Annotated in this window: 15 protein-coding genes; 3 read left to right on the top strand and 12 right to left on the bottom strand. The window is 60.2% G+C overall.

What is annotated here, in order from left to right; translation table 11 throughout:
• Positions 1-3 precede the first annotated feature (3 nt).
• From H1B27_RS00270 to H1B27_RS00260, 3 genes are read right to left on the bottom strand one after another with little or no spacing between them, the layout of a single operon-like run.
• Complete coding sequence (locus tag H1B27_RS00270) at positions 4-501, bottom strand: tripartite tricarboxylate transporter TctB family protein (protein ID WP_246515072.1); 498 nt, start codon at positions 499-501, stop codon at positions 4-6.
• A 6-nt stretch (positions 502-507) separates the two neighbouring features.
• Positions 508-1,458, bottom strand: a complete 951-nt coding sequence (locus H1B27_RS00265; RefSeq protein ID WP_197964532.1) for a Bug family tripartite tricarboxylate transporter substrate binding protein — start codon at positions 1,456-1,458, stop codon at positions 508-510.
• 49 nt (positions 1,459-1,507) lie between these two features.
• Positions 1,508-2,560, bottom strand: coding sequence for a 2,5-dihydroxypyridine 5,6-dioxygenase NicX family protein (locus tag H1B27_RS00260; RefSeq protein ID WP_197964531.1), 1,053 nt, complete (start codon positions 2,558-2,560; stop codon positions 1,508-1,510).
• Positions 2,561-3,192: 632 nt separating this feature from the next.
• Between H1B27_RS00260 and H1B27_RS00255 the strand changes: the two genes are divergently transcribed.
• The gene (locus H1B27_RS00255) at positions 3,193-3,630 is read left to right on the top strand and encodes a MarR family winged helix-turn-helix transcriptional regulator (protein WP_225144454.1); all 438 of its coding nucleotides are present in this window, start codon (positions 3,193-3,195) and stop codon (positions 3,628-3,630) included.
• Positions 3,631-3,693: 63 nt separating this feature from the next.
• On the top strand, positions 3,694-4,119 hold the full coding sequence (locus H1B27_RS00250) for a PaaI family thioesterase (RefSeq protein ID WP_197964529.1): 426 nt from the start codon (positions 3,694-3,696) through the stop codon (positions 4,117-4,119).
• A 13-nt stretch (positions 4,120-4,132) separates the two neighbouring features.
• On the opposite strand, the gene H1B27_RS00245 is transcribed toward H1B27_RS00250, so the two are convergent.
• From H1B27_RS00245 to H1B27_RS00215, 7 genes are read right to left on the bottom strand one after another with little or no spacing between them, the layout of a single operon-like run.
• Positions 4,133-4,954, bottom strand: coding sequence for an alpha/beta fold hydrolase (locus H1B27_RS00245; RefSeq protein ID WP_197964701.1), 822 nt, complete (start codon positions 4,952-4,954; stop codon positions 4,133-4,135).
• A gap of 1 nt (position 4,955) precedes the next feature.
• On the bottom strand, positions 4,956-5,639 hold the full coding sequence (locus H1B27_RS00240; RefSeq protein WP_311976917.1) for an isochorismatase family protein: 684 nt from the start codon (positions 5,637-5,639) through the stop codon (positions 4,956-4,958).
• Between the two features lie 51 nt (positions 5,640-5,690).
• Complete coding sequence (locus tag H1B27_RS00235) at positions 5,691-6,917, bottom strand: FAD-dependent monooxygenase (RefSeq protein WP_246515023.1); 1,227 nt, start codon at positions 6,915-6,917, stop codon at positions 5,691-5,693.
• A gap of 21 nt (positions 6,918-6,938) precedes the next feature.
• Entirely contained in the window at positions 6,939-7,427 is a 489-nt protein-coding gene (locus tag H1B27_RS00230; RefSeq protein WP_197964528.1) for a (2Fe-2S)-binding protein, read from the bottom strand.
• Positions 7,424-8,296: an FAD binding domain-containing protein gene (locus tag H1B27_RS00225; RefSeq protein WP_197964527.1), complete on the bottom strand. Its 873-nt coding sequence runs from the start codon at positions 8,294-8,296 to the stop codon at positions 7,424-7,426. Before H1B27_RS00225 ends, H1B27_RS00230 begins: the two co-directional genes overlap by 4 nt.
• A gap of 2 nt (positions 8,297-8,298) precedes the next feature.
• Positions 8,299-8,736 (bottom strand): SRPBCC family protein, encoded by a 438-nt coding sequence (locus H1B27_RS00220; RefSeq protein ID WP_246515021.1) that lies wholly within the window; start codon positions 8,734-8,736, stop codon positions 8,299-8,301.
• Between the two features lie 16 nt (positions 8,737-8,752).
• A complete protein-coding gene (locus tag H1B27_RS00215; RefSeq protein WP_197964525.1) occupies positions 8,753-11,014 on the bottom strand; it encodes a xanthine dehydrogenase family protein molybdopterin-binding subunit in 2,262 nt (753 codons plus the stop codon).
• Between the two features lie 473 nt (positions 11,015-11,487).
• Here H1B27_RS00215 and H1B27_RS00210 point away from each other — a divergent pair, with 473 nt between their 5' ends.
• Positions 11,488-11,892 carry a MarR family winged helix-turn-helix transcriptional regulator gene (locus H1B27_RS00210; protein WP_246515020.1) on the top strand — a complete coding sequence of 135 codons (405 nt, stop codon included), beginning with the start codon at positions 11,488-11,490 and terminating at the stop codon, positions 11,890-11,892.
• Between the two features lie 1,065 nt (positions 11,893-12,957).
• Here H1B27_RS00210 and H1B27_RS00205 read toward each other — a convergent pair.
• The gene (locus H1B27_RS00205; RefSeq protein WP_311976904.1) at positions 12,958-13,533 is read right to left on the bottom strand and encodes an oxidoreductase dimerization domain-containing protein; all 576 of its coding nucleotides are present in this window, start codon (positions 13,531-13,533) and stop codon (positions 12,958-12,960) included.
• A 123-nt stretch (positions 13,534-13,656) separates the two neighbouring features.
• The gene (scpA, locus tag H1B27_RS00200; RefSeq protein ID WP_197964698.1) at positions 13,657-15,831 is read right to left on the bottom strand and encodes a methylmalonyl-CoA mutase; all 2,175 of its coding nucleotides are present in this window, start codon (positions 15,829-15,831) and stop codon (positions 13,657-13,659) included.
• Positions 15,832-16,111 lie beyond the last annotated feature (280 nt).

Below are 16,111 nucleotides of genomic sequence, written 5' to 3'. Positions count from 1 at the left end.
TCATCAGCTCCCGAGAACCGCAGCGAGAAGAGACCCGTATGGAAGCGATACCTTCAGACCCAACGAGAAGATCACCCAGAACGCGATAGGCGTCATGACCGCGACAACGAGCGCGCTCGTCGATGGCGCACCAGCAAGGCGCGCCATGAGGACGAGGAAGACCCCGGTGGTGATAAAGATGCCAAGGAAAGGGAGCCCGACGATGTAAACGACGCACAGGAGAAGTGCATAGAGGGCACGCAGGGCGGCCCGCCCCTTCGGCCATGGCCCGCTATCGACCAATCCGCTCTGATTGCGTATGGTCACATAGAGACCGAAGGCCACCCAGCAAGTGCCCACCATAAGCGGAACGGCGCCGATGCCCGTTCCTGGCGGGTCCCCTAGCGGCATCATCGACGCTTGATGGAGATAGAACAGCCCCAAGGCTGTCAGGATCAGCGATGCCGACCGCACTATTTTCGGTGCTGACGGTACATCGACGCCGATTGCCGCTTCGACCATCACCAGCTACTTTCCGCTCTGAGCAGTTGGCGCGGTGCCGCGGAAGACCTCCGTGAACTGACGGGTCATCTCCTCGCCATCGGTGAACTTCACCTGAATGTTCTGAGTGGTCAGCACGCGTCTAAATTCGGGGTCCGATATGCTCTGCTTGATGGCTTCGATCAGGACGACGCGTCGCGACTCCGGGATTCCTTTCGGCGCATAGACGACATAGTCGCTGGTAGTGACCACATCGTAGCCCAGCTCCTTGAAGGTTGGGACATCCGGGTTCGACTCCATGCGTCGTGGACCGAACACGGCCAGCGGCCTCGCCTTTCCGACCTCGATCTGGGCCTTGAGTCCGGGCCAGGTGAGCGCCGCAAGCTCCGTGTTCTTGCCGAGAAACGAAGCGACGCCTTCGGCATCGCCGCTATAGGGGACAAACCTGATATTGATGTTCGCCTTTTTGGCAAAGGCATCCCAGGTGTATTGATTGATGCCGCCGGCGATGCTGGCGACCTTGAGCTTGCCGGGATTTTCCTTTGCGAACTTCACCACGTCGTCCAACGTCTGAAGTGGCGAGTCCGCCTGCACGCAGATGGTGTTATAAACGATGCCGATACCGCCGAGAATGTCGTAGGTGCTCGGATCTCCCCAAGGCAGTCCCTTGACCGTGTGAACGGCGATCGTCATCGGGCTATTGGTCGCGACGCCGATTTGATAGCCGTCGGGCTGCGCCGTTACGACGGCGGTGACGCCGCGCGTACCGGCGCCGCCGGCGGTATTCTCGATGGCCACCGGCTGCTTCAGCGACTTTTCGAGAGCGCGACCAAGGGCGCGGGCAATCGCATCGGACCCGCCCCCTGCACCATAATTGACACTCAGGGTAATCGGCTTCGTGGGAAACGGGTCGTCCGAAGCCAATGCCGGCGCTCCGGCCCAGGAAAGCCCGGCTGCAATCGTCGTCGCGAGTAACATCCGCATCGTAATTGATCCTGTTGAATGGTTTGGAAGTGACGTTCGGAAGCTATCGGCCAGGCGCCCTCAGCTCCGGAAGTGCAAATTCGCCGTGGTCCAGAACGTGGATGTCATCCAGCCAGAGACTGCAGCCCTGGAGCGGGATATCGAGATGGCAAGGTGTATCGTTCGTGCCGCCAAGCTCGGTATTCGGCCCGGTCGAGAACAACACATTGCCGTAGAAGGACAGCGCATTCATGATGTGCTCGGACGCGAGCTGTGACGTCGAGGCGATATGATGCCACTTGGCCCGCTCGTTCGATCCCCAGCCAATGTGAGAGATCGCCCAGCCACGGGGATCGCCGAAGCTGTCGATATATTTCTTGATGAGCAGCGCGTCGGGCCCCTCGCCCTGGATATCGACGATGTAACCTTTCTCGATTTTTAGCGTGACGGGTGACTGAACGTAACGCTTGAAAGCACAGAGGATATCGCCCGGCATCAAGACGACGGTTCCGTTGACCTCGCCATCGGTCGCCTGCGTGAACGCAAAGCCCGAAGGCCAATGATCCCAGCGGCCGGGCTCGTCGGTGTAACCGTATTCCGAGATCACGGGATATTGGCTCAGGCCGTAAGTCACGTCGGTGCCGCCGGGTGACGTGATCCGCATAGTCTCGGCCGATTGCAGCATGGTCCGCGACAGTTCCGTCCGCCTGCGGAGATCTTCCGTCGGGAACATCTGCTTCAAGATATGGAACGGCTCCATGACGCGCAGGATCCGAGCCCCGGCGGCCTGGATTTCGGCCTGCTCGGCGGAGAACAGGAGACCGAGCAAGTCAATCACGAGATCGGCCCGCTTCAGCGTGTCGATTGCGGGCTGATTTCCGGTCAGCGCGTGGCGCCCCTGAACGCCCGCAATCTTCTGCTGGCCATATTTCGGCACGTTCACATGAAACGTTGTCGCGCCGAGGCTCTGCGCCGCAAGCATGAAGGTCTGCGCATATTCCGGGTGATCGTCGCCGCCACTCAGGACCGCGACCACTTCCCCCTTCTTCACTTTGCAAAGTTCAAGCTCCGCCTTGAACACATCGAGCATCTCGACATCGACTATGGTCTTCGCCATTCATCTCTCCTACTTATTGCTGGTGACGTGCTCGCCTGGCGGGCGCTACGCGACGCAGCGCACGTGACGCATGCGCCCCTGCGGAGTCGGCTGGCTCGGCGATCTGCCGAAGCCCGTCCCCCGGGAACAAGATCGCTGCAACAGCCGGATGCGCCGATCTTCGGGCACAAGGCACGCCACGACACCCCAGCCACCGACGGACGGCGATGTGTCCATCCGGGCGAGCTTGCGAACAGCGGGCGCTGGGCCTCCCAAGGGTGCCAATTGCGTTACCTCTCCAGACATTATGTCGGACGATATTTTGACAATCACTCGTATGCAAGCGTAAAACTTGTTCGCAAGCGCACAACTTGCAAGCAAGTGCATTCACGGTGTATCGTCGTGAAAGCACTGGCTGTCAGCCGATGTGCTTGGTTCGTGCCGGCGGGCATGCGCTGACCCATAATGGCGCTGCCGTGGCTTACCCCCTGCAGCCACTATGGCTCCCACGAGACTTACGGAAGGCTGCGAAGGCTTCATCCCGAGCCCTCGTCGATACTGGTTTTGGCTGACGCTCTCTCTTCATAGGGCGCAAGGCCGCTCAAGACTGACGACACCGCGTGACACAGACTGCTCAAATAATGATCCAACCCGTGACTGCTGCCGACGAGCCCGAGCGTTACGTGCTCGACGACCAGCCGGGCTTTTTGCTACGCGTGGCATTGAAAACGCATACTGCGTTCCTCACGGCAAAGATGATCGAGGGCCTGACCGCGCCGCAGTTCTCCACTCTCGCGAAACTGCTCGAGGTTGGACCTTGCTCGCAAAACCACCTCGGCCGCCTCATTCACTATGATTCCGCGACCATCACCGGGGTGATCAATCGATTGAAGGCCCGGGGCTTCATCGAAAGCATCGTCGATCCCCTCGATCGCCGCCGCGTGGCGATCGACCTGACTGACTTAGGCCGGGCGGTGGCAGCCGACGCGATCGCGACGATCAGGGAAATCTCACGGGAAACGTTTTCGCCTCTTTCCCCTGCGGAGCACGCGGCGCTGACGACGTTGCTGAAAAAAGTGATCCGCAGATAGCCGTTGCGGCCATCCTTCCTCGAACAGAAACAACAGGCCCGTTCCTTGGCGACCGACAGACAGATGCAGCTATCCCTGGATCAGCTCCAGGCACGGCTTTCCCGCAATCACATGGCAGCTTGGATGAACCTCTCGGTCGTGTCCGCAGCGGCCGGCCAGATCGCATTGGCGGCCCCGTGGCGGGAGGAGTTCATTTCGAACCCGGACCAGCGGTTCGCTCACGGTGGCATTCTCGCGACGCTGTTGGATACTGCGGGTTCCTACGCGGTGGCGACCCTGCTGGGGCGTCCTGCCCAGACGGTCGACATGCGCGTGGATTTTCTGCGGCCAGCCTTCGACGCTGCGTTGACCGTCGAAGCAAACGTCCTTCACTACGGACGCACCTTGGCAACAGTCGATGCGTCGGTGCTCAATCCTTACAACAAAGCGCTGGCAGCCGGCCGAATGGTCTTTCTGATTGCTGACCAGGAGCGCTCAGCTCAAGCATAGTGCCCGCGGCAGCCTAGAAACGGCACTCCAGGAGCGCGCGGATGATCGACAGGAAGCCCTCGGTATCATCGATCTGCATCTGATGACCCACATTCTCCAGCCATCTGATCTCGATAGATGGAAGCAGTCTGCGGATCTCCTTCTCATCTTCCGGCCGGATGACCCCGCCTCTTCCGGCAATGACGAGCGCGGCCGACACGGTAAGATTGGCGAGATCGAAATGAATGTCGTCGTTGTGGAAGCCCTTGTGAGCCTCGATCAGGGCGCGCTCGTCGCACGTGTGCAGCCATTCCGCCCTGGTCCGGATATGCTTCTCCGGCCATTTTGGAGCCTCGGGTCCGCGTAGCGCCATGTCCGCTTCGCCTCGTTGCGCGCTATGGAGCAGCTTGAGGAGCGGTTCGATGGGAATCGGATAGCTGCGGCGTCCGGGGCCGGAAACCGGCGGGTCCACCAGGATCAGTTGCTCGATCGACGAGGCCCGCCAGCGCGCAGCCCGTATACCGATCCGGGCTCCCATGGAATGGCCGAGAATCGTATAGCGATGGAGGCCGAGTGCTTCGGCGAATGCAACCAAATCGGCCGCACATGCATCGAGAGAATAATTGAGATGCGGTCCACTCTCCGACAGGCCGCGACCGCGAACATCGAGCACATAAACGTCGCGATCATCGCACAGGCGTTCCGCGACAAAGGCCCACTGTGCCGCGGTCGTCGAAATGCCCGGCACGATGACAATGGCTGGACCCTTTCCGCCAAACCGCAGATAATGTTGCCGCATGCCATTGGCGCGCACATTGGCACCATAGAGAAGCCGGGCCGCAGCGTTACCAATCATCTCAGTCTGTCCGCCGGGCTGCCGCTTCCGGCAGCGTGCGCAGCCGTTCCACAACCGCCTGTGTCGGCGCCACATCGGCATATTTGCTGGCGATATCGAACAGATTGACGGCGTGCGACGTCGGCGAGCGGTCATAAACCGCATCGCTCGGCACCATCGATTTGAAGTTCAAGGCACAAGCGTCGACGACGGAAGCTCGCACGCAGCCACTGGTCGTGCAGCCGGTCACCACCAGCGAGTCGATACCGCCGCCGATCAGATAGGTCGCGAGCGGTGTGCCGAAAAATGCGCTCGCTTGCGTCTTCGGCAGCAGCAGCTCGCCTGGCTCCGGAGCAGCTTCGCGAACAAAGTCATAGCCTTCGGGCGGAATCCGCATGATCCCGGGAATCTTTGCCGAAAATGTACCGTGGTCATGACCCACCTTCCGCGCAACATGCGGGAAGATGACTGGCCATTTCTTCTCCCGAAACAGCCCGATGAGTTCGGCGATATGCGCAACGGCGTGCCATCCGGCTTCGCCGCAACTGGTGGGATATTGCTCGATGGCTTCGCGGATCGGCATTGGCCGATCGCCCATCGAACGATACTGAACGTCGATTGCCAGAAGCGCAGGCCGGTTGCCAAATCCGGCCGCGCCACCGAGCCCCGCCATGGCGTAGGTCTTGCGCTCCTCCAATGGAATCACGTCGTCCCAGGGCTGCTTTGCGGTCACGGCTGCGCTCCTGCTGCTGTCGTGTCAGTGAAGCGGCACGGTAGTCGCGTCATATTGGTAGATCCAATCGTAACGCGCGGCCGTTGCTTGCGGAGCCCATTGGGTTTTGATGTAGTCGCCCGCCGTCTCCGGCGTGGTCAGGGCTTGATTGTGGAAGACCGGCAGCATTCCGGCAGCGGATTTCGCCACCTTGGTCGTCCGATCCAGCCGAAGATCCTGATAGGTCTGGAAAGCGGCGGCGAGGTCATTGGGCTGATCGTCGAGGCAACGCGCGAGAACCGCAGCATCCTCCAGGGCCATGTTCACGCCCTGGCCGAGATAAGGCAACATCGAATGGCAGGCATCGCCGAGCAGCGTGACGCGCCCATTCGACCATGTATCCAACGAAGGCCGCACGAACAGCCCCCATTTGTTGAGCGTGTCGACGTTCTTGACCAGTTCGATGATATCGGAATGCCAGCCCACGAAGTCCTTCAGACATTCCTCGACTGCCCCCTTCTCGGACCAGGACTCCAGCAGCCAATCCGCACGGTCGACCTGACCGGAGAAGGTCATCAGCTCGGTATCCTGCCAACGGACCGGATAGGCGGTGACATGCGCGGTCGGCCCGATCCAGGTCGATACGACGTGCTCGCGCTGGTGCGGCGCAAGTCGATCGACCGGCACCAGGCCGCGCCATGCGATGGCATTCGTGTACTGGCTTTCGATATTGCCGATAAGACCCTGGCGTACCTTCGAATGAGCGCCATCGGCGCCGATGAGAGCACGCCCTTTGACCTCAATTCCATCGGCCAGTTTCGCCCGAACGCCCTCGTCATCCTGACCAAATCCGACAACGTGTGCATTGAGATGGATCGCACTTGGCTTGAGCCTGCGAACGCCTTCAACGAGTATCTTCAGCAAATGCGCGCGGAGCAGCAAATATGGCTGATTTCCCGCAGGATCAGAGCTTCGATTGTAGAGCGGCCAACTGCCACCATTGCTCCACAGCCGAATATCCCTGCGCTCCGCGGCGATGCAATTCTGCTCGATTTGTTGCGTCAGTGCGAGATCCTGCAGAACGCGCACTCCGTTCATCGAGATCCACAGGCCGGCGCCAACCTCACGTAGCTCCGAAGCCTGCTCGAAGACGTCGCAATCGATGCCTCGGCGGAGCAACGACAGTGCGATGGCGAGCCCGCCAATGCCGGCGCCGGCGATAAGGACGCTCGACCTACTGACATGTTCAGTAATCATGATTTCTCCAGACAATATTCTCGTAGTTGCTCTAGGTTAGGCCGCATCTTCGGAGACATGTTCGATTGCAAGGCTCTTCACAGCCTCGAAGATCTTGACGTATCCGGTGCATCGACAGAGGTTGCCGTGCAAGTAATGGCGAATTTCGTCGTCGGTCGGGTGTGGGTTCGCCTTCAGAAGTGCGGTGACAGCCATGATAAAACCGGGTGTGCAGAAGCCGCATTGAAGGCCGCCATGCAGCACGAACGCTTTCTGAACGCGCGACAGGCCGTCGGGAGGCGTCACACCCTCGATGGTCGTGACCTCGCGCTGATCGACATCAACGGCAAGCGTGGTGCAGCTCGAGATCGGATCGCCATCGAGCAGCATGGTGCAGGCACCGCAAACTTCCATGTCGCAGGAGCGTTTCGTGCCTTTCAGACCGAGGCGGCCCCGGACGAGATCGATCAGAAGCGTATGGGCGGCAACCTCCATCGACACAGTCTGGCCGTTCAGCGAGAAGGAAATGGGTAGCATGTGCGTCACCGCGACCTCTTCCCACGGGTCATGGCCTCTTCGGCGTTTCTCAGAAGCAACACGCCTGCGAGATGACGCTTATAGTCAGCCCCTCCGTGACGATCGTCGTTGATATCGAGCTCATCCAGCGCTTCTGCGAGCACAGCCTCGATGGCCGGACGCACATCGGCAATAGATCGGCCTTTGAGCGCATCTTCGACGGCTTTCAACGGCTGCGGACGCGAACCAAGCGCCCCGACCCGCACGCGCGCGGTCTTGATAGTGCTGCTGGTAGCCTCCATCGACCAGGCCATAGCGACATTTACCGAGGGCCGTTCACCATGCTTGAAACGCCGATAGGTCACCGGCCCGGTCGGACGCGGAAACACGATCATCGTCAGAAGCTCGTCCGGCTCTCTCACCGTTTCGAGCTCGCTCCGAATGAATTCGTCTGCATGGACGAAACGGACACCAGTTTGACCCTGCAATACCAGCCGCGCATTCAAAGCGGCGAGCATGGTCGGTGGATCCGCGTGGGGCTCCCCGAAGCACAGATTGCCGCCGATCGTTCCGACACTGCGCACTCGAACGTTTGCGACATTATCGCAGAGTGTCGACAATGCAGGCGCGTGCTCGCGGATGACGGGATCTGCGGCGATCCTCTTGTGCGTGCAGCGCGAACCGATTTCGATTTCGTTCGCGTCGGTCAACACGATGCGATCGAGGCCGGGAATTCCCTTGATGTCGACAAGCCTTTCAGTGTGAATGACGCGCATTTTCATCGCGAGTAGCAGCTCGGTGCCGCCAGAGTAGAACATGCTCTCGCCGGAATCGCCGACCGCCTCGATGGCATCGGCAATGGTCGTGGGCTTCTCAAATGTGAAGGGCGACGTAAGCATGATCAGGCGGCGCCAACCAGACCCTTGAGCTTGATCTCGAATTCCTCGAAATTCTGATCAACACGACGCTTGATGACACCGAGCCCCATTGTGGCGAGACGCCCCTGGATGTCGACCTTCGCATCGACCGCCAAGGTGGAGTCGGATCCTTCGGGCGTCACATTGACGTCGAGAATGGCGGTCAATCGCGTGCCGGTGAACTTGTCGCGACCGGTAGCGCGAATGCGCACATTCGAAGGTTCGGTTATCGCCTCGACCACGATATCGGCGGGCACCTCGACTTTGAACGGACCGATTTTCTGTTTGACGGTCGCCTTGTAGGTCGCGAGCCGTTCAATCTCCTTGACGTTTTCGCAGCCAGGTATGCAGGACGAGATGCTGGGCACGTCTAGCAACGTCTTCCACAATTCTGCCGGGCTCGCTGGCACCACCATCGACATATTGAATTCCATGAGCTCACTTCCTCTTTTGCAGGGCGCGCCACACTTTTTCTGGTGTCATCGGGAGATCAGTGATCCTGATCCCATAAGTTGAGAACAAGGCATTGGCGATCGCGGGGGCGACAGGCAGGATCGCGCCCTCGCCCATGCCCTTGGCGCCGCCTGGACCTGGTCCGTCTCCGTTTTCGACCAGGATGGTGTCGAACACCGGCGGAACGTCCGTGATCCGCGGAATCGTATAGTCGATCGGCGTCGCATTCACTGGCTGGCCGTCGTCGAATTCCAGCTCTTCGAAGAGCGCGTGCCCGAAGCCCATGGCGGCGGCGCCTTCATCCTGCCCTTCGGCGGCGACTCGATTGATCACGCGGCCGACATCGGCGGCGCTGGCGTATCGCGGGACGTGGATCTGGCCGGTGTCTTCATCGACAACGATCTCGGCGAGCCCTGCGGAGGTTTCCCAGAACAGCGGCGATTCAGCCAGAGCGCCCTTCTTCGAGCGCGGCGTGATCCCGCCACGGCCGACCACCTCTCCGGAATCGACTCCCAGCGCGCGATGGAAAATCTGATGGAATGTGAGAACTTCCGATCCTGTCGATACGCCGCCTTCGACGAGAGTCAGGCTGTCCTTCGGCAACTCCCAGACGTCGGCGACCATGTCGAAAATCTGATCGGCGGCGTCGAGCGCCGCACTTTCGACCGACAGGCCGACCACCACGGTGGAACGGCTTGCACCTGTGCCCCAGTCGTAAGGCGCGATGTCCGTATCCGTGCGCAGGGTCGTGACAGCGGAGAATCGTTGCTGCAGTGTCTGCGCCGCGACCCGCGCCATGGTCGCATGCGCGCCCTGGCCGACCTCAATGCTGGAGACAGACACCGAAACCGACCCGTCGATCTTGAGACGAACGATCGCATTTGCAATCGGCGTATTTGCCGGATCCGTCGCCGCAACGGCAAGGCCCCGCGCTCGTCTGTTTGACCCCTGCGTTTCGAACACAGGCGACTGGGTTACACGCCCCACCAGCTCGCTCATATCCATGTCGAGCGGCCGCAGGTCAGGCCGTGTGCGTTCGCCACGACCCGCCATGTTGATAAGTCGGAACTCGACGGGATCCATGCCGATGGCCGCTGCGACATTGTCCATGTGGGACTCTTTCGCCCACACGGCTTGCGGCCCACCGATCGACCGGAAGGCAGCACCAGGCACGGTGTTGGTGTAGACCGCCGACGCCTCAAGGCGGAGGTTCGGCATGACATACGGACCCATGATCCGATTTGCCGATTTGGTCGCGACGGCCGAGCCCGTATCGGAATAGGCGCCACCGTCGAGCAGCAGCTTGGCAGTTTTGGCGAGGATTCGCCCCTTGGCATCCACAGCAGTTCGGATTGTGATCTCGGCGCCGAGCCGCCGGCAGGTCAGCATGGAGTCCGAGATGGATTGGGCTACGCGAACCGGTCGCCGCACCTTCCAGGATGCTGCCGCGACCAGCGGCTCGATCTTCACCGACGCTTTTCCACCAAAGCCACCGCCAACGAAGGGGACCACCACGCGAATCTTGGCCAATTGCAGCCCGAACAATCGGGAGAGCACCTTCTGGACTGCCGTCGGCGTCTGCGCACCTGCCCAGATTGTCAGGGCATCTCCCTGGAAATCGGCAATGACGGTATGCGGCTCCATCGCAAAATGAGAAATGGCCGGGAAGGTGAAGCTATCTTCGTGCACATGAGCCGCGATGGCCTCGGCAGCATCGACATCCCCCACGCTGCTTCGGTACGTATGGAAAACGTTGCTGTTCTGGGTCGGCCTGGCGCCGCCCTTGAAGTAAAAGTCCTCGAGATTTTCATGTCGCTCGTGAATCAGCGGTGCGCCGTCCGCCAGCGCCTCCCGGATTGTCGTGGCGCGCGGTAGTTCCTCATATTCGACATCCACCAGTTCGGCGGCGTTCTCGGCAATCTCGACGGTCTCGGCAATTACGACCGCGACCGGTTCGCCCACATATCGAACGCGATCGATCGCGATGATTGGGCGGTCCTTGAGGACTACGCCCCAGCGGCCGAACGAAGCGACGTCCGCGCCGACAAGCACATCCACAACGCCCTCGATCAAGCGAGCTGCGGTCGTATCAATGGAGACGATTCGGGCATGGACGACGGGCGAGCGAACGACAAATCCGTGCAGCATGCCTGGAACCACCAGGTCTGTAATGTATTCGGCCCGGCCCGTGACCTTCTCGATCAGATCGGGGCGAACGGAGCTCATGCTGTCAGTTGGGTTGGACATTCGTCTGCCTGGACTACCTCAAAGCCGTTCCCCGTTTCGACCGTCGTGGAGAGAGCAGCACGATCGTTATGACATTTATCACTCGTATGCAAGCGCTGCGCTTGTGCGCTACTACGATTTGTCGTGCAGAGGCCGACCGGAAGCAGAAGCTGGCTTACGGCCTCGCGTTCGCAGCCGCACAATTCTCGTCTACGAGCTTGAACTCATGCAAAGCGCGTTTACCCTTGGAATGACCCGATTTCGGCCCGGAGCCGCTGGAAACCGCACTGAGCGGCCCTGCGGGTCAGGCGCGAGGATGGATTTTGGGCTGCAGGAAATGTAGACAAGCGCCCGGCGCGGAGGCTGACGGCGCCCGCAAGACCACGTCATCGAGATCAGCCAAAGCCACCTAGCGCAAAGGGACGCAAGCCTTGCAACCAAAAACAAAGGCCCGCTCCGCGGAGAAGCGGAAGCAAGCCGTGGAGTCGTACACCTTGGACGACGCGCCAGGCTTCCTCCTACGCGTTGCGCTGCGCACTCATACCTCGATCTTCACAGCGAAGATGATCGAAGGGCTTACCGGGCCACAGTTTTCGACGCTCGCTAAGCTGCGGGAGGTTGGCCCCTGCTCGCAAAATCACCTGGGTCGTCTAGTCTACTATGACTCTGCCACAATAACCGGCGTGATTACCCGCCTCAAAGCACGCGGCTTGATTAAAAGCTACCAAGACCCCTTGGATCCGCGTCGGCGAGAAATCGACTTGACGGATAAAGGCAGACAGATCGCCGACGCGGCGATCGCCACGGTTGGAGAGATTTCAAGCGAGACGTTTGCCCCTTTGACTCATGAGGAGTATCGTACACTGACGGACATTCTGAAGAAGATCATCCACCGCTGAGCGCGAAGCATTCACATCAAGGATATTCGACAACTGAGACTTTGGCTGACCTGCTGCCCCAGTTTCCCGCGGTTTTGATTCTGTTTTGGCTTTTGCCCCCTTGGGCGAGCTGCGAGGCCGGTTGAGCCCAGCCGATTCATCACGACTCCACCAATCGCCGGTGTTCTCAATCGCCTCGATATTCAGCCTCATCAGAACTCCAAAGGCCTTCTGGCGGTGGGCGCTAGATCGACCTGACTAAGGAGGGTAGGCGATAGCAGGCCCACCATCGAGGCAGCCGGCGAGATTTAGCGAGACTTTCGCGTTCTTGAGCCGAGATGAATTTCGGACGCTTGCCGAGATCTAGAAGAAGATTTTACAATGCTGATACGCCTTGCTCCCAAGGCAACACTTGTAGTCAGACTCGAGAAAAAAGCCCGGCGATTGCCGCCGGGCCGAGTAGAGGGAGGAAACGAAAGATAAGAAATCTCTCGTATACGCCGAACCTGGAATTCGATTGAAACAACCCAACAACCGACCTCCAGCAGCACCCCTATCGTACACATCAAGCGGCATTTTGTGCTGAAGTCGACACCCCTAGACGCCTTTTCCGGCATTTGATGGTCGTAAGATTTCGATAGCACAATATCGCGAGCGCAATTTAGAACCGTACCGCGCGTAGCTATTTCCCAACCGGCTGTCCTGTACAATTTTTTCTTAGCGCCCGGAGCATCTTTCTTCTGAAGCTCGACAGGTCGAACAGGAGCCTTGGCACTCTCTTGAGCGCAATCGCCTTGCCTTCGATTGCGAGATGTAGAACTCGCACCAATCTGGCAAGACCGAGTTCTACAAATGCGCCCCGAACATACGGATCGTTCGCAATCCTGAGTTGGTTGTCCACAATGACGATGGACGCCGCCAGATCAGGTTTTCTCTCCAGAACGAAGTCTCGACATGCAGCGGCAAATTCCTCCTCTTGAACGCTCAAAGATACCTTGACGTCCCTCCGAGACTTTCCCGCCATATTCCGGCCCCATATGAACGACCGGCAGCGAGACATCTGATGCCGGCTCCGGTTTTGGATTTCTAGTGGCTCGCGCGCTTGGTCGACCTCTTCGGACCCGGCAATACATCCGTACAAACACCTTCATACACTTCGGCAGCCAGGCCTATTGTCTCTCCGAACGTCGGATGCGGATGAATGGGCTTGCTGAGATCAATCGCTTCGGCGCCCATCTCGATCGCCAGACAGATTTCTCCGATCATATCGCCAGCGTGCGGGCCAACGATCACACCGCCGATGATGCGGTGCGTCTCTTGGTCGATGATCAGCTTGGTCATGCCATAAGACGCGCCCGAGGCGATCGCTCTGCCCGAGGCAGCCCACGGAAACTTCGCGGATCTAATGTGCCTGCCTGAGGAGGCCGCCTCATGTTCCATGACGCCAACCCAGGCCACCTCAGGATCAGTGTAGGCGACGTTCGGGACGATCTTCGCGTCAAAGAAGCTCTTGAGCCCGGCAGCCGCTTCTGCCGCGACATGCCCCTTGTGAACCGCCTTATGGGCTAGCATCGGGTTACCCGCGACATCCCCGATCGCGAAAATATGAGGCAAATTCGTCCGCATTTGCCTATTGACTGCAACGAAACCTTTGCGTCGCATCTTACACCAATCTTCTCCAAACCCAGATATGCGCTGTTCGGCACTCTGCCTGCGGACTGCAGGATCAATTCGTAAGTTCGACGCACCGGCTTTGAGCTTTCAATCTGGACCGATACGCCGTTACTATCTGCCGTGGCGCTTACTATTTTCCGCCTCACTGTGCCCGAGCCGAGCATTGAGCTTCTGGATCAGCTGATCCGCGGCATCGGCGATCACCGTCCCGGGCGGGAAGATCGCTTCCGCGCCGGCCGCGTAGACCGCATCGTAATCCTGCGGCGGCACCACGCCACCGACAATGATCATGATGTCGTCGCGGCCCTGCTTCTTCAGCGCGGCCTTCAACTCCGGCACGGCGGTGAGGTGGGCGGCGGCGAGGGAGGAGACGCCGAGGATGTGCATGTCGTTCTCGACGGCCTGACGCGCGGCTTCGTCCGCGGTCGCAAACAGCGGCCCGATGTCGACGTCGAATCCTATGTCGGCGAAGGCGGAGGCGATCACCTTCTGGCCGCGGTCGTGGCCGTCCTGGCCGATCTTGGCGACCAGGATGCGCGGACGGCGCCCTTCCGCTTCCTCGAAGGCATCGATCAGCCCTTGCACCTTCTCGACCTGGTTGCCCATGCTGGACGCCTCCCGCTTGTAGACGCCGGTGATGGACTTGATCTCGGCGCGGTGCCGGCCGAACACCTTCTCCATCGCGTCGGAAATCTCGCCGACGGTTGCCTTGGCGCGCGCCGCGTCGATCGCGAGCGCCAGAAGGTTGCCGTTGCCTTCGCCGGCCGAGCGCGTCAGCGCCGCGAGCGCGGCATCCACGTCCTTCTGGTCGCGCTCGCTCTTCAGCCGCGCTAGCTTGTCGATCTGCAGCCGTCGGACATTGGTGTTGTCGACCTTCAGGATCTCGATCGGCGTCTCGTCGGTCGGCTTGTACTTGTTGACGCCGATCACCGCCTGCTTGCCGGCATCGATGCGGGCTTGCGTCTTGGCCGAGGCTTCCTCCATACGCAGCTTGGGCACGCCGGCCTCGATCGCCTTGGCCATCCCGCCGAGCTCATCGATCTCCTGGATGTGACCCCAGGCCTTGGCGGCGAGGTCGCGGGTAAGTCGCTCGACATAATACGAGCCGCCCCAAGGGTCGATGATGCGGGTGGTGCCGCTCTCCTGCTGCAGGAAAAGCTGAGTGTTGCGAGCGATGTGCGCCGAGAAATCGGTCGGCAGCGCCAGCGCTTCGTCGAGCGCGTTGGTGTGCAGCGACTGGGTGTGGCCTTGCGTGGCCGCCATCGCCTCCACGGTCGTGCGCATGACGTTGTTGAAGACGTCCTGCGCGGTCAGCGACCAGCCCGAGGTCTGCGAATGCGTGCGCAGCGAGAGCGAGCGCGGGTCCTTCGGATTAAACGGCTTGAGCAGCTTCGCCCAGAGCAGGCGCGCGGCGCGCAGCTTGGCGACCTCCATGAAGAAGTTCATGCCGATCGCCCAGAAGAACGACAGCCGCGGCGCGAAGCGATCCACGTCCAAGCCGGCGGCAAGGCCGGCTCGCAAATATTCGACGCCGTCGGCGAGCGTGTAGGCAAGCTCCAGGTCCTGCGTCGCGCCGGCCTCCTGCATATGATAGCCGGAGATCAAGATCGAATTGTACTTCGGCATCTTCTGCGAGGTGTAGGCGAAGATGTCCGAGATGATCCGCATCGAGGGCGCAGGCGGATAGATGTAGGTGTTTCGCACCATGAACTCTTTCAGAATGTCGTTCTGAATGGTGCCTGAGAGCTTTTCCGGCGGCACGCCCTGTTCCTCGGCGGCGGCGACGTAGAGCGCGAGGATCGGCAGCACCGCGCCGTTCATGGTCATGGACACGCTCATCTGGTCGAGCGGGATGCCTGCGAACAGCGTGCGCATGTCGTAGATGGAATCGATGGCAACGCCGGCCATGCCGACGTCGCCGCCGACGCGCGGATGATCTGAGTCATAGCCGCGATGGGTGGCGAGGTCGAAGGCGACCGAGAGACCCTTCTGCCCGGCGGCGAGGTTGCGGCGGTAGAACGCGTTGGAATCCTCCGCCGTGGAGAAGCCGGCATATTGCCTGACCGTCCAGGGCTGGTTGACATACATGGTCGGGTAGGGACCGCGCAGGAACGGCGCGATGCCTGGCCAGGTCTCAAGGAAATCGAGCCCGGCGATATCTGCTTCTCCGTATGCTGACTTGACCGGAATGCCCTCCGGAATCACCCACGGATCGACGGAAGCAGAAGAAGCGGCGACCGAGCACCTTTCGAAAGCAATACTTGCAAAATTCGGGATAACGCTAATGGATGACATCTGAGTGTTCGCGTTCAATTGTCGATTATCCGGAAACCTTCGGCTTTTGGATCCGGTTGTAAGCGGCATTTAGCGTTGCCAAGGCGTCGCAACTGACGTGAATAAAGCTGCAGGTGCCAGCCCGCCGAAACGCGGCCTCGGATTGAGAGGGAAGTCCCGCCAAATAGATGTGCCTAGCTCCGGCTTGCTGAAGCGCGTGGGCGGAGATTTCGGCGCGCTCCGCATAGATCTTATCGCTGGAGCAAAGGCAGGCATGATCTTCCCCCGATAA

The organism is Bradyrhizobium diversitatis (assembly GCF_016031635.1).
Classification (GTDB): Bacteria; Pseudomonadota; Alphaproteobacteria; order Rhizobiales; family Xanthobacteraceae; genus Bradyrhizobium; species Bradyrhizobium diversitatis.
This window is presented reverse-complemented; position numbering and strand designations above follow the sequence as displayed.

Excerpts from the sequence above, each read along its gene's own strand:
- H1B27_RS00205 (WP_311976904.1), bottom strand. The coding sequence starts at position 13,533 with ATGCGACGCAAAGGTTTCGTTGCAGTCAATAGGCAAATGCGGACGAAT.
- H1B27_RS00250 (WP_197964529.1), top strand. The coding sequence starts at position 3,694 with ATGCAGCTATCCCTGGATCAGCTCCAGGCACGGCTTTCCCGCAATCAC.
- H1B27_RS00270 (WP_246515072.1), bottom strand. The coding sequence starts at position 501 with ATGGTCGAAGCGGCAATCGGCGTCGATGTACCGTCAGCACCGAAAATA.
- H1B27_RS00265 (WP_197964532.1), bottom strand. The coding sequence starts at position 1,458 with ATGTTACTCGCGACGACGATTGCAGCCGGGCTTTCCTGGGCCGGAGCG.
- H1B27_RS00260 (WP_197964531.1), bottom strand. The coding sequence starts at position 2,560 with ATGGCGAAGACCATAGTCGATGTCGAGATGCTCGATGTGTTCAAGGCG.
- H1B27_RS00225 (WP_197964527.1), bottom strand. The coding sequence starts at position 8,296 with ATGCTTACGTCGCCCTTCACATTTGAGAAGCCCACGACCATTGCCGAT.
- H1B27_RS00220 (WP_246515021.1), bottom strand. The coding sequence starts at position 8,736 with ATGTCGATGGTGGTGCCAGCGAGCCCGGCAGAATTGTGGAAGACGTTG.
- H1B27_RS00215 (WP_197964525.1), bottom strand. The coding sequence starts at position 11,014 with ATGTCCAACCCAACTGACAGCATGAGCTCCGTTCGCCCCGATCTGATC.
- H1B27_RS00245 (WP_197964701.1), bottom strand. The coding sequence starts at position 4,954 with ATGATTGGTAACGCTGCGGCCCGGCTTCTCTATGGTGCCAATGTGCGC.